This is a genomic window from Allocellulophaga tsushimaensis (assembly GCF_055383085.1).
This window is the reverse complement of sequence record NZ_AP039451.1, coordinates 145480-159816: the sequence shown is the minus strand read 5'-3', so window position 1 is coordinate 159816 and position 14337 is coordinate 145480. Positions and strand designations below refer to the sequence as shown.

Below are 14337 nucleotides of genomic sequence, written 5' to 3'. Positions count from 1 at the left end.
TATTTTAATTTTGTGTTATATTTTTAAGTTGATAGAAGAAACGTTCTATCAAGCGGAGATCTTCGGTAATAATTTCTGCACTTCCATTCATTTCATATTTAAAAGCAATTTCTTTTTGATAAGAAGTGATGAGTTTTTTTGGTAACGAAACCGTTAAGAGGTATTGCCCTTCTTTATCAGGGAATAAAGCTATATTTTCTATCTGCCCTTTTAGGATACCATATTCAGTATCAGGATAATTTTGCAGTTTAATATTTACAAGCTGTTCTTTTTTTAGTTTTCCAGAGTTTTGTGCAGGAGATTTTAAATAGGCTACAAAAGCAGAATTTTCTTTGGGGACTATAGTAAACATTAAATCGTTTTGATTTACATTTTGATTTTTTGTCCAAGTGTTGAGGTAAGCTACTCTCCCGTTAATATTAGACTGTAATAGATATTGTAATTCCCAATTTTTGATAGCTCTTTTTAATTGACTAAAGGATTGAATTACATTTTTAAGTAAACTAATATCCTCTCTGGTTTTATTTATCAAAGTTGTTTTAGAGGTATTGTTCGCATTGGTAAAGGCCTCTTTAAGGTTAGAGATGGAGATATCCATATTAGTAAAGTTTCGTTCTGCTTGCGAGTAAGCGATTTCCGCTTGTTCAAATTCTTGTTTCGCAATAACGCCTTTTTCAAGTAATAATTTACTGCGTTTTAATTCGCTTTTTTGGGCTTTTAATTCAGCCTGATTAAGTTTTTTCTGCGCTTGTAAGGTTCTCAGTCGCGATTGTATTTCTTGTTTGGTAATTCTATTGGCATTTGCTTGGTTAGAGAAGGGTTGGTATTGTTTATTTAATTGATATTGGATATAATTGTTTTCAAAGAGTGCAAATTCAGTTTCAATATCCCCTAAGAATAAAATAGGGAGTTCCTCAAAAGGAAAAGAGAATGCCTCATTATTTATCGCAATAGTATCAACAATAGTTTTTAAGAGAAACACATCTTTATAATTAGCGGTATTCTCTAGAATAGCCAAAGGTGTGTTAGCGTTAACCATTTGATTATCCTCAACGAGAAGTGCTGCTATTTTACCATTTCTTTTCGCATACTCCTTTTGTGGTGGTATTTTAGTAGTAATAATAGCAGTTGCATTAATAATGTCAGGATATTTTACAAACCAAGAAATAAAAAGTAACATTAAGATTAGGGCTAGTATAAGGATATTTCCCCAACGGATCATCCAACTAGGAGTTGCTTCTAAAATTTCTTGTACTTCTTCCGATCGAAGTTCGATGTGATTTGTATTTTCTGGCATACTCTAAATTTATAGTATAGTGCCCGAGTTACTCGGGCACTATTAAGGTTCTTAATAGGTTAACATGGTGCTATATGTGGCCATTGACATGGTCCTACCCAAATTTCTATGCCATTACACACATAAAATCCATTACTACATCCTCCAGAAGAAGGCCTAAAAGGATTACCTCCATTAATCTCTTTCTGTTCAGATATGTTTAGGATTTTCCCTAAGTTTTTCAAATTTTTCATGATTAAATGATTTAAAATTATATTTAAATCCTTGATCATTTAAAGACACTCAAGGTTTGTGTCTACAACTTCGCGAGATTGTATTGTTAAGCCCCCAGTTCTAATTGATTCTTCACCAGGTTGTAATAATTTCCTTTTAGTTTAATTAAAGATTCATGATTTCCAATTTCTACAATTTTCCCTTGATCTAAGACCACAATTTGATGCGCGTTTTTTACAGTACTCAAACGGTGTGCAATGACCACTGCTGTTTTATCTTTAAAAAAGTGCTTTAAATTTTTCATAATTACCGATTCATTATTAGCATCTAATGCAGAAGTAGCCTCATCAAAGAATAAAAATTTAGGATTTTTGTAAACCGCCCTGGCAATGAGTAAGCGTTGTTTTTGCCCGGTACTAAGCCCAGAACCTTCACTACCTATTTTAGTATTTATGCCAAGTGGCAGGTTATCAATATAATCAGCAATATTAGCCACATCAATAGCATGGTCTAATTTTTCTTTATCAATATAATCTTGCCCAATAGCAATATTATGGGCTATGGTATTATTAAAGATATAGCCTTCCTGCATCACCACCCCACAATGCGCTCTCCATACCTTTTGAGAGATATTATTAAGATTAAAATTATTAATAGTAATATCTCCTTGTTCCACTTGGTAAAACCGTAATAAGAGTTTCATAAGAGTAGTTTTACCACTACCACTAACCCCAACAATAGCCGTAGTTTTGTTTGGAGGAATTGTTAAGGTTAAGTCTTTAAGGACAGGTTCTAAACCTCCCAGATAACGAAAAGAAATTTTATTAAGTTGAATGGTAGCATCATCAGGAAGGGTTTTTATTTTTTCATCCGTAGGGGATTCTTCATCCTCTTTGTTATGAATTTCCCCTAAACGATCTAAAGATATTTTAGCATCCTGAACATCTCTCATAAAACTAATGAGCTGACTAATAGGGGAATTGAGTTGGCCAACAATACTAGTAATGGCCAGCATAGCCCCAATAGTAATATCCCCATCAACAACAAGCTTAGCCGATAAAATAGTGATAAACATATTTTTAAGTTCATTGATAAAATTAGAACCCACCGATTGTGTTTGTTCTAAGATCAAATTTTTAGTAGAGATTTTAAAGAGCCGCGCTTGTACAAACTCCCAATTCCACCGCATACGTTTTTCTGCATTATGAAGTTTAATTTCCTGCATACCATTAATAAGTTCAATAACTTTAGACTGCTCGTTACTCACCTCATGAAAACGTTTGTAATCGAGTTCTTTACGCCGTTTAAAGAAAAACAACACCCAACCGATATACAAAGCACTGCCCAAGAAAAAAACGCTAAAAATTTGTAAATTATAATAGCCTAATACAAAGCTGAACACAATTAAATTAAAAAAAGAGAACAGCATACTAAGTGAGGAAGTAGTTAATAGCTGCTCAATACGCCTGTGATCATTAATACGTTGCAATAAATCTCCCGTCATCCGAACATCAAAGAAAGAAATAGGGAGTTTCATAAGTTTGATAAAGAAATCCGAGATAAGGGATATATTGATACGGGTACTAAGATGCAATAGAATCCAAGACCTAATAATTTCTAAAGCAGTTCTCCCGATATAGAGAAAGAGTTGTGCTGCAAGAATAAGATAGATAAAATTAAGATCCTGATTGTTAATCCCCACATCAACCACGCTTTGCGTTAAAAAGGGAAGGATAAGCTGTAATAAACTCCCAGCTAATAAACCAATGGCGAGTTGCAGCACAAAGCGCTTATACTTATAAAGATATTTTAAGATAAAGCCAAAGCCAAAGTTTTGTTTGTCATTGTCAAACTCTTCATTGTAAAACAGGGGAGTAGGTTCTAAAAGCAGAGCAATACCTTCTTCGGTAAATTCATCAGCATTGTTACCAATCCAAAATTTAATAAACTCGGCTTTAGAATAAGTAAGAAGCCCATGAGCAGGGTCGGAGACATAGACTTTATCTTTTTTTATTTTGTAGACCACAATATAGTGGTTCTTATTCCAATGTACAATGCAAGGAAAGGGTACTTCTTTAAACTTGGCAAAGGATATTTTAACGCCAATGGAGCGAAAGCCTATGGTTTCTACAGCATCACTAAGTCCTAAAAGGCTAGAACCTTCACGAGTGGTTTCAGAGAGTGTACGTAACTGTTGAGCATTAATAATTTTACCGTAATGTTTGGCAATGATCTTAATACAAGTAGGACCACAATCTTTAGCTTCTGCCTGTTTGTAAAAGGGGAACTTTTTCAAAAATTGAGTTTATATTTAATTTAAACATATATTAAAGACAATATAGAGCTTCATTAAGAAGCCCTATATCTTGATTATTTGTGCATTCTTCTAGAAAAAAGTATTTCCGCCATTGCCACCACCATTTCCGCCGCCGCTATTACCACCACCTGAATTGTTGTTTGCAGCTTCGAGCCTTTTACAGTTATTTTCACAATTTATCAATCCTGAACTACCAAAAGGATTATTATCATAGCATTCAGCAAAACAATGAATTACGCAGAAACCTCCATTAATCTGTACTTGTTCTTTTTTACTTAAAATCTTTCCTAAATTTTTCATACTAAAAATGTTTAATGAATTTTATTAGCTGTGAACAGTTAAAGACACTCACAGTTTGTGCCTATTCTTCGCGAGAGAATATTTTTAAGTTTCTTAATTTTTTTTGATAATTTTTTAGCGTTAATTGTATTACAATGTTCTAAATACAAAATGCTCGTAATTCTTCGCTTTTGTTTATTACTTAAAAGGTAAAAAATGGCATAAAAGAATCCTCAACGCTGTGTAGCGTTGAAGGATTCAATAAATTAAAAACTCTTAGTTAAGTTCATTAAATACAGTGACAGCCTCCTGTACTATTTGGATTTCCATATCCTCCACAAGCACACTGTCCAGGACCTGTTCCGCAACAAATAGCATCTCCAAGGCCATGACAATTTGTTGTTCTTATTCGCATACCTCCTGAAATTTCCTTTTGTTCATCTTTGTTTAGGGCTTTTCCTAAGTTTTTCAAATTTTTCATACTAAATGATTTAAAAAAATATATTAAATCCTTGATCATTTAAAGACACTCAAGGTTTGTGTCTATTCTTCGCGAGAGAATATTGTTTAACAAAGCCCTAATTATGGCTTTACTTTATATGGTTTTTTCTAGTATAGAAGGATTTACAATTGGATGAATTGATTCCTCATATAAATCTTCAATAAAATAGAGAAGTTCAGAACGTTCATATTCTTTAGGAAACGAATGTCCGTTGATTAAAATTTCTGGAGTAAAATTGATGCTATTAGTTAGGCACCATTCATTTTCTAATTTCAAAATGTGTAAATAAGGATCCCTATTATGAGTCTCTTTCCATTTACTTATCCAATCATCTACACTCATATTACTGTAAATGTTATGCATGGCTTCTAAACATTTGCTTGCTCCTTCTTTATGATAAAGTTCTAATAGTCGACTTGTAATTTTAACCAATGGTTTGTTGGCTTCATTTACACTAAAACGAATGATAATTTTAACCATATCAGGATATTTTTTTAACACCTTTTCTATTAAAGTATGCACTGGTTTACAGTGTCCGCAAAAAGGACTTGTAATTAAAGTGATTTCTAAAGGAGCAGTTTTATTACCAAAGATGATTTCTGAAGTATTTTGGATGGTAGTATTTGTATATTCTGATTTATTTAATAGTGTTTTGAATAAACTAAAATTTCTTTTAAATTTAAAATAGCTAATCTTAGTTTCTTTTAAGGTTCTTAATTGCCTTATGTTTGGGGCTACTTTATTCCAAATTATAAAAACTAACATAAATGATAGTACTATTAATAAGAGACTGTATAAGTTTGTAGTGTTTAAAGAAATGGTATAATTAGTAGAAATAATACTAGTAATAGCTTGTATCCACAATACAGCTACTATACTTAAACATAATAAGCACCAGGTTTTAATAATGGCAAATTGATAATATATGGAATATAAAGTAATAGGTAATGAGAGTAGACTGATGGTATAAAGCAAGTTAAAATTACCTTGAGATATGCTAAGTAAAAATGTAGCTAATGTAATACCAGAAAAGTAAATAATACTTAAATCACTTAGTTTATAATTACCTATTTGCGCACCTTTTGAGTTCAGAACGGTACCGCAATTGTTATTCTTTGTAGTTTCAGAACAAAATGCATCTCCTAAAAATGACTGTTCTCCTTGTTCTTGTTTTAAAATTGTAATACTTACGTATACTCCAGTAAGCCCAAATAAAAAATATAAAAAAATAGCCCAATTTGAAGTATATAAACCAACGCCAAGCAATAATGCCATAGTAGTAATTATAGTAAAAATAGAATTTAAAGTTTCATTGCTATTTTTTGTATCGTTTCTATAAGCTACATCAGGTTTTTCAATAGCTACCATAATACCAGTAAACATATCTAAAAAAGTATCAACCTTTACTTTTTTTTGTTTTTTCTTATTAGTAAGTAGTCTACATACATTTTTCTCTTTTTTTACGATAACAAAATCATTCCCATTATCAGTATTAATTTGGGCTAAAAATACATCTGGTAACTGAACAAATGTTTCTTTATTTATAGGAACGTCCAAGGCTAAATTTTCGATATTAAAATGCTCTAAAACTCCTGTTATCGCATGCAAACTTGGATATGAAGGATGACTTTGTATTTGGAACTCAATTTCTTCTTTATCAAACGAAATTTTGTGTAAAGAAAGTAATAATTGTAATTGGTCTGCTAATGAACTTTCCATAGTTACTTTATTAATTTGTTGTAAAATCACTCAAAAAAAGGTTGGAATAAAACATATAAGAATTTATATATTTTATAAGTTATATATTACATTAATTATAAGTAATATATTATTTTAGTAGTATTATCTGGTATAAGATATTTCTTAAATAAATATATAGAAAATACTCGTGCATTAAAAATGTTAAAACTTCTTAATTATTAGCTTTTAATTTTATTTTTCAGTGAAAACGGGGTGTTTGAATAATATTTGATAAATAAAGTTTAACATTACTTAAGAAGTTTTAACATTTTTTTATATAAAATGATGTTTGTTATACAAGATTTATATCATAAAAAATTGAAAAATACACTTGTTAGAATTTCCTGAATACATGATAAATAATAATAGTTTTTTAGTAGTAAAACTCAATTTTTAGATGTCTACATGATATAGCCAAAAGTATAAGTAATAATTCATCCTGCTTTTTAATTGAGCTCTTGGTTTAATATGATTTATTTTAACTTTTAAAATTCTTTTTTTTATAAAAACAGCTTAATTCTATCGTGTAACTAGAGTTACCTATATTCTATTTTTTAGATGTACATTAGCTAAATGCAAAGAATTATTCCATTATTTACATGGCTTTCTAAGTATAAAAAAACCGACTTTTCTAAAGATTTAGTTGCGGGATTAACGGTAGGGATAATTCTTATTCCACAGGGCATGGCCTATGCCATGATTGCTGGTTTACCACCTGTATATGGTCTATACGCAGCTTTAGTTCCTGTTTTTCTATATATGGTTTTTGGAACTTCAAGACAAATTGCAGTAGGGCCAGTTGCTATGGATTCTCTTTTGGTAGCTGCCGGTTTAGGAGCATTGAGTATTTCTGGGATTGAAAATTATATTGCGCTTGCTATTTTTTTAGCATTTTTTGTAGGAGTCATTCAATTTTTTTTGGGGGTATTGAAAATGGGTTTTCTGGTTAACTTTTTATCCAAACCAGTTATTAGTGGTTTTACTTCAGCCGCAGCTTTAATTATTATATTTAGTCAATTAAAACATTTACTAGGTGTATCTATTCCTAAGAGTAATATGTTTCATGAAATGGTACTGAACGCATTTGGTAAAATACTTGAAACAAACTTGTATGATTTATGCATTGGCCTAATAGGGATTCTAATCATTATTTTATTTAAAAAATGGAAGAAAAATTTCCCTTCTATCTTATTTGTTGTAATCCTGGGAATTTTATCTGTTTACAGTTTAAAGTTAGAAGCTTTAGGTGTTAAGATTGTTGGAGAAATCCCAACAGGTTTACCAGCTTTTAAAATTCCAGAGATTCAATTGGATAGTGCTATAGAAATTTGGCCTATTGCACTCACATTAGCCTTAGTAGGGTATTTAGAAACCATTTCTATAGGTAAAGCTTTAGAAGAAAAAGCTGAAGAGGAAACCATAGTAGCGAATCAAGAATTAGTGGCATTAGGAATTTCTAATATGCTAGGTTCTTTTTTTCAATCCTATTCATCTACAGCAAGTTTTTCGCGTTCGGCAATCAATGGAGTTGCTGGGGCAAAAACAAATTTAGCTGCATTATTTAGCGTTATTATGGTTATCGTAACCTTATTATTCTTAACGCCAGTTTTTTACTATTTACCTAATGCAGCATTGGCTAGTATTATAATGGTTTCAGTTTTGGGATTAATAGACATCAATTATGCAAAAAGGCTATTTAAAAATCGTAAGGACGAGTTTGCTATATTATTAATCACTTTTTTTATTACTCTATTTGTAGGGATTCCTCAAGGTATTTTAGTTGGCGTTTTAGCATCACTTTTATTAATGGTTTACAGAACATCTAAGCCACATTTTGCTGTTTTAGGGAAAATAAAAAATTCTGATTATTACAAAAATGTAAATCGGTTTGGTGATGAGATAGAAACAAGAGAAGATTTATTAATTATTCGTTTTGATGCACAATTGTATTTTGGGAATGCTGGATATTTTAAAAAACAATTATTTAAGGAAGTAGATACAAAAGGAAAGCAATTAAAAGCAGTTATTTTAAATGCTGAGGCCATCAATTATATAGACGCAACAGCTGCACAAATGCTTAAAAAAGTGATTTGTGAAATCCACCAAAAAAACATACAATTTTTTGTTGCTGGGGCAATAGGCCCTACTCGAGATATTATTTTTAGAAGTGGTATTATAGATGAATTACATAAAGAGTACTTATTTGTACGTACAAAAGAAGCCGTTTCTTATTATGATGATCCTATTGCGATGTCTATTTTACAGGAAAAAATAGCTTGTCAGAATGAAAATAAACCATAACAATATGATTAATGTAGAATTCTTGAAGATATAATTTTAGTACAAAAAATAAAGAAATATGAAAATAGAGCAAATATATACAGGGTGTTTGGCACAAGGTGCTTATTATATAGAAAGCAAAGGAGAAGTAGCCATTATAGATCCATTAAGAGAAGTACATCCATATCTTAAAAGAGCAATGGCAGCCAATGCAAAAATTAAATATATTTTTGAGACACATTTTCATGCAGACTTTGTAAGTGGTCATGTAACTTTATCTAAAGAGACAGGAGCTCCAATTATTTATGGGCCTAATGCAAACCCAACTTTTGATGCTATTATAGCAAAAGATCAACAAGAGTTTGGTTTGGGAGATGTTACTATAGTAGCCTTACATACTCCTGGCCATACCATGGAAAGTACTACGTATCTTTTAAGAGATGAAAAAGGAAAAGACCATGCTATTTTTTCTGGAGACACTTTGTTTTTAGGAGATGTAGGAAGGCCAGATTTAGCCCAAAAAGCAGCAGATATGACGCAAGAAGATCTAGCAAGTTTACTTTTTGATAGTTTGCGAAATAAAATTATGCCTTTAGCAGATGAGCTAATTGTGTATCCTGCTCATGGAGCTGGTTCTGCATGTGGTAAAAATATGATGAAAGAAACCGTGGATACACTGGGGAATCAGAAAAAAATGAATTATGCCCTAAGGGCAAATATGACAAAAGAAGAATTTGTTAAAGAAGTTACTGATGGTTTGTTACCTCCTCCCAAATATTTTCCTTTAAATGTAAAAATGAATAAAGAAGGTTATGAAGATATTACAACTGTTTTAGAAAGAGGCAATACAACATTATCTCCAGATGAGTTTGAAAAGGCTGCCAACAGTACAAGTGCTATTGTTTTAGATGTAAGGCATCAGAATGATTTTATTGCAGGGCATGTTCCTCGTTCTATATTTATTGGACTCAATGGTGATTTTGCACCATGGGTAGGCGCATTAATAGCCGATACAAAACAAGAATTGTTATTGGTTGCTCCAAAAGGGATGGAAGAAGAAGCTATTACACGTTTGTCTAGAGTTGGTTTTGATGGCACTATAGGGTATTTAAAAGGAGGCTTTGAAGCTTGGAAAACAGCACAAAAAGAAACGGACACCATCACTTCTATTTCAGCTGAAGAGTTAAATAAAGAATTAGAAACAAAAGATATTCCTGTTTTTGATGTGCGCAAAGAAACAGAATATCAATCAACACATTTAACAAATGCTAATAATACGCCATTAAGTGCTATAAATGAGTATTTAAATACTTTTCCAGATTCAACTACTTTTTATGTGCATTGTGCTGGAGGTTATCGTTCTATAATAGCAGCATCGATATTAAAAAGTAGGGGAATACATAATTTTAAAGATATCGTTGGTGGTTTTGGAGCGATAAAAAAAACAGCTGCTAAAGTTACCACGTTTGTATGTCCAAGTACATTGTGAGTGTAACAATAGTTACTTTACACAATGACGAATAGTAGTATTTTTATCAAATGACACGTATTAAATGGATGAAGTTATTGCTTGTATGCATGGTATGCGTATCAATAGTTACTTTAATAGTAGTATTAATTGAATATAAAATACAATAGTTATGAAAAAAAACATGGGAACTACAGACAAAATTATACGTTATATTGTTGCGGCAATAGTGGCGGTTTTAGTTTATTTTAAAGTTGTTGAAGGTACATTATCATATGTTTTAATGGCTTTAGCTGGCATTTTTGTAATAACAAGTCTTGTCAATTTTTGCCCAATTTATAGTCTTTTCGGATTGAATACCTGTAAAGTTAAAACAGATTCATAAGTCAAGAGTTTAGTAATTACAAAAACCTTTAAAATAGATTCTTATTTTAGAGGTTTTTCCTTTTTAAACTCCTTTTTTCTTGAGTGATGTTGCTATAAGTACTGCAATAATCGCTGCAATCATAAGACCTGTAAAACTTAATTTTAGCGTTCCTAAATCAGACAAATACCCTAAAAGAGCCGGACTGATTAAAAAACCAAGATATCCAAAACCAGCAACAAAAGAGATGCCTTCTGCAGCAGAAACACCTTTAGCCTTGCCTGCTAATCTAAAAACTTCTGGTATAATAACAGAAAACCCTAAGCCTACCAGTCCAAAACCAATAATGCTAGGAATTGATGATGCAGTTAAAATACAGCTATAACCAAAAATACTAATCATACAACTACCAAGAATAACCGTACGTGAACCATAATTGGTACTTACTGAATCTCCAAAAAAGCGTCCAAGGGTCATCATAATAGAAAAGAGAATAAATCCTAATCCAGATATTTTGTTAGAATGTATCCCAACAACATCTTGTAAATACAACTTGCTCCAATGCTCAATAGCTCCTTCACTTCCCATTACTATGAAAGCAATGAGTGTTAATACTAAGAGGGGTTTTAAAAAGTTAAGATTTAAAGAAAGTTTAGTGCGAGGTATTTTTTCACCAGGTATTTTAAAGTAGTATTTAGCAAGTATAAGGTTACTAAGAATAATGAGTATCGCTACTGTTAGCATATGATAAATAGGAATGCTAAAAAAAGCTAAAAGTAGTGTGCCAATTCCCGCACCTAGAACACCTCCTAAACTAAAAAAACCATGAGAGGCAGACATAAAATGGATGTTGTCTTTTTCTTCAATTTCTGAAACTAAAGCATTCATGGCTATATCTGTTAAGCTAATTCCTATACCTGTAAAAAATAAAGCAATACAGAGTCCAGTATATGTTTCTACTAGAAGTGGAAAACAAAAAAGGATGGCAAAAGTAACGATGCTATATATAGTTGTTTTTCCTAAACCCAATTTAGAAATAATTTTTGAAGCTAAAGGAATCATCAGTAATGTTCCGAGCGCTAAAAAAAATAGTGCAAGGCCTAATTGACTATTATCTAATTTTATTTTTTCTTTAATATCGGGTATGTATAATACCCAAGTGCCAACAGCGATATTTAATGAAGCAAAAACCCATGCAGGGGCAAAATACTTTAGATTACAAAATATAAGTTTTAATGCTTTCATTATTCTTTTATAATACCCCTCAGGTTTTTAAAACCTAGCAGGTATTAAACCCTGTAGGTATTAGGGATGTGAAATTAACTCACTTTTTTAATTTTGATTATGATAGATTTACTTATTGGGGTATTACTTTTATCTGCAAAATGGTTATATGGTACCAGTACATTTGTTTCTGGAAAATACGCAGCTACATTTCCTTGTGGAATATTATATGGAATCACTAAAAACTTTTCAGCAATCCGTTCCGTATTATCATAATTACTAATTAAATCAACAATATCCATTTTTTGTAAACCTTGTTGCTTTATATCATTTTCGTTCATAAAAATAACTCTACGTTCATTATAAACCCCTCTATATCTATCATTTAATCCATAAATTGTAGTGTTAAACTGATCATGAGATCGCATAGTCATTAATAAAAACTCATTCGCTTTTATATCATGACTGGGAAGTTCGCACCGGCTAAACTGCGCTTTTCCATTAGGTAATTTGCTAAAATCTAAATCTCTCACGTTATTAGGAAGGTAAAATCCAGAACCTTTAGATTTGGTATTTAAGTCTTTAAAACCATTAAAAACTTGTGTTATTTTTTCACGAATCAATTCATAATCTTCACTTAATTTTTTCCAGGCTACAGGATGCTCTCCTTTAAAATAAGCATCAGCAATACCTCCTATAATATCTGGTTCACTTTTTATATGGTCAGATGCAGGGCTTAATAAACCCTTAGATTGATGCACTTTTCCCATACTATTCTCTACCGTAAAAAAACGAGTTTTACCGTCTTTATGATCCATTTCTGATCTTCCTAGAGTGGGCAAAATTAATGCTGTTTTTCCAGTAATTAAGTGAGATCTGTTTAGTTTAGTGCTCACTTGTACCGTTAAAGAGCAGTTTTGTAAAGCTTCAGCGGTATATGCCGTATCAGAAGTAGCAGAAACAAAATTGCCACCCAATGCCATAAAAACTTTTGCTTTGCCATTATGCATTGCTTCAATAGCATGTACCGTATCTAAACCTTCTTCCGTTGGGGGTTTAAAATTAAATGTTTTTTCTAGGGCATTATTAAGCTCTTTAGAAACATGATGTACAATCCCTACAGTTCTATCGCCTTGTACGTTACTATGCCCTCTAACTGGGCAAGTACCTGCGCCAGGTTTTCCTAAACTACCTTTTAGGAGTAAGAGGTTTACACATTCTTTAATATTAGAAACACTATTCTTATGTTGTGTAAGCCCCATCGCCCAGCAAATAATAATTTTATTTTTTTTAGCTAATAAAGCAACCGTTTCATCAATTTGCTTTTCGGATACTCCACAACTCTGTATTAATTCTTTGGAGGAATAATTTTCAAGATCTTTTAAGAGACTTGCATACCCATCTGTGTACGTATTTATAAAATCATGATCAAATATATTTCCATGTTCTTTATCTAAAGCAGCAAGTTTTTTGATGATCACTTTTAGCAAAGCAACATCTTGATTTATTTTTACTTGAAGATGAATATCAGTTATAGCTTCTCCATTAGCGATAACTCCTTTTACCTCCTGCGGATTTTTAAAACGAATCAGTCCCGCTTCTTCCAAAGGGTTTATACTAATTACTTTTCCGCCGTTTTCCTTACATTTTTGCAATGCAGATAACATTCTGGGGTGATTGGTGCCAGGGTTCTGTCCAATGACCATCACTACATCTGCCTTATCAAAATCTTCTAGTTTTACAGAACCTTTTCCTATTCCTAAAGTTTCATTCAATGCAACTCCGCTAGATTCATGGCACATATTAGAACAGTCAGGCATATTATTGGTTCCAAAAGCTCTGATAAATAAGCCATACAAGAAGGCTGCTTCATTACTAGATCGTCCAGAGGTGTAAAAAACAGCTTCATTGGGCGAATTTAGTTGATGGAGTTCTTCTGAAATTAATTCATAAGCGGCTTCCCAAGAAATAGGTTCGTAAAAAATACGATCTGGGCGTAAGACCATAGGAGAGGTTAACCTTCCACTTTTTCCAATTTCATAATCTGTCCATGTGGATAGTTCCTCAACAGAATGGGTTGCAAAAAAACGCTCATCTACTCTTTTATTAGTAGCTTCTTCAGCAATTGCTTTTGCACCATTTTCGCAGTATTCGCCAAGTTTTGATGGTTTTTCAGGGTCTGGCCATGCACAACCAGGGCAATCAAAACCTTCTTTTTGGTTGAGCTGTGATAACGTTCGCAAAGATTTGGCAATTCCCATCTCTTTAAAAGTATGTTGTAAAGCTACTTTAACAGCTTTTACACCAGCAGCATATTTAGCAGGCTCGGTTACTTGTATTCCTGTAAAATCTATAGCACCAGTAATAGAGACTTTTCTTTTTTTAGGTTGGCTCATTTAACATGTATATGGTTGATGATGCAAATTAAAGAAAATGAATGTAAGTTCTAGTTTCTTTAGAAACAATAGTGTAGCACAAATGTGCTAAAAGATAAATGTTTTTTTGAATTTAAAGGAATAGAATGTTTTAAATAATAGTATTTTAAGAAAATTAATATAAAAAAGTAAGAATATTTTCTTTTTTTATAATGTTATTTAAGTATTTTTCCATTTAAAAGCACAAAATACCTATTAATAGGTATTCATTTGCTTGA

Annotated in this window: 11 protein-coding genes; 3 read left to right on the top strand and 8 right to left on the bottom strand. The window is 31.9% G+C overall.

Annotated features, from left to right (window positions below; genetic code table 11):
* Nucleotides 1–4 precede the first annotated feature (4 nt).
* The 6 genes from ACZ451_RS00685 to ACZ451_RS00660 all read right to left on the bottom strand — a co-directional run bounded on the left by ACZ451_RS00685 (nucleotide 5) and on the right by ACZ451_RS00660 (nucleotide 6327).
* Nucleotides 5–1297 carry an HlyD family secretion protein gene (locus tag ACZ451_RS00685; RefSeq protein ID WP_464215150.1) on the bottom strand — a complete coding sequence of 431 codons (1293 nt, stop codon included), beginning with the start codon at nucleotides 1295–1297 and terminating at the stop codon, nucleotides 5–7.
* Nucleotides 1298–1356: 59 nt separating this feature from the next.
* Entirely contained in the window at nucleotides 1357–1530 is a 174-nt protein-coding gene (locus tag ACZ451_RS00680) for a hypothetical protein (protein ID WP_464215149.1), read from the bottom strand.
* 86 nt (nucleotides 1531–1616) lie between these two features.
* Nucleotides 1617–3806, bottom strand: coding sequence for a peptidase domain-containing ABC transporter (locus ACZ451_RS00675; protein ID WP_464215148.1), 2190 nt, complete (start codon nucleotides 3804–3806; stop codon nucleotides 1617–1619).
* Between the two features lie 90 nt (nucleotides 3807–3896).
* Complete coding sequence (locus ACZ451_RS00670; RefSeq protein ID WP_464215147.1) at nucleotides 3897–4127, bottom strand: hypothetical protein; 231 nt, start codon at nucleotides 4125–4127, stop codon at nucleotides 3897–3899.
* Between the two features lie 268 nt (nucleotides 4128–4395).
* Nucleotides 4396–4587 (bottom strand): hypothetical protein, encoded by a 192-nt coding sequence (locus ACZ451_RS00665; protein ID WP_464215146.1) that lies wholly within the window; start codon nucleotides 4585–4587, stop codon nucleotides 4396–4398.
* A 114-nt stretch (nucleotides 4588–4701) separates the two neighbouring features.
* Nucleotides 4702–6327 (bottom strand): vitamin K epoxide reductase family protein, encoded by a 1626-nt coding sequence (locus ACZ451_RS00660; RefSeq protein WP_464215145.1) that lies wholly within the window; start codon nucleotides 6325–6327, stop codon nucleotides 4702–4704.
* Nucleotides 6328–6921: 594 nt separating this feature from the next.
* Here ACZ451_RS00660 and ACZ451_RS00655 point away from each other — a divergent pair.
* The 3 genes from ACZ451_RS00655 (at nucleotide 6922) to ACZ451_RS00645 (ending at nucleotide 10481) form a co-directional block, all read left to right on the top strand.
* Nucleotides 6922–8649, top strand: coding sequence for a SulP family inorganic anion transporter (locus ACZ451_RS00655; protein ID WP_464215144.1), 1728 nt, complete (start codon nucleotides 6922–6924; stop codon nucleotides 8647–8649).
* A gap of 58 nt (nucleotides 8650–8707) precedes the next feature.
* Nucleotides 8708–10117 (top strand): MBL fold metallo-hydrolase, encoded by a 1410-nt coding sequence (locus tag ACZ451_RS00650; protein WP_464215143.1) that lies wholly within the window; start codon nucleotides 8708–8710, stop codon nucleotides 10115–10117.
* 151 nt (nucleotides 10118–10268) lie between these two features.
* Nucleotides 10269–10481, top strand: a complete 213-nt coding sequence (locus ACZ451_RS00645) for a YgaP family membrane protein (RefSeq protein WP_464215142.1) — start codon at nucleotides 10269–10271, stop codon at nucleotides 10479–10481.
* A 63-nt stretch (nucleotides 10482–10544) separates the two neighbouring features.
* Here the strand turns inward: ACZ451_RS00645 and ACZ451_RS00640 are convergent, their stop codons facing one another.
* Together ACZ451_RS00640 and ACZ451_RS00635 are read right to left on the bottom strand one after the other, a co-directional pair.
* Nucleotides 10545–11705 carry an MFS transporter gene (locus ACZ451_RS00640; RefSeq protein WP_464215141.1) on the bottom strand — a complete coding sequence of 387 codons (1161 nt, stop codon included), beginning with the start codon at nucleotides 11703–11705 and terminating at the stop codon, nucleotides 10545–10547.
* Between the two features lie 74 nt (nucleotides 11706–11779).
* Entirely contained in the window at nucleotides 11780–14080 is a 2301-nt protein-coding gene (locus tag ACZ451_RS00635; protein WP_464215140.1) for an FdhF/YdeP family oxidoreductase, read from the bottom strand.
* Nucleotides 14081–14337 lie beyond the last annotated feature (257 nt).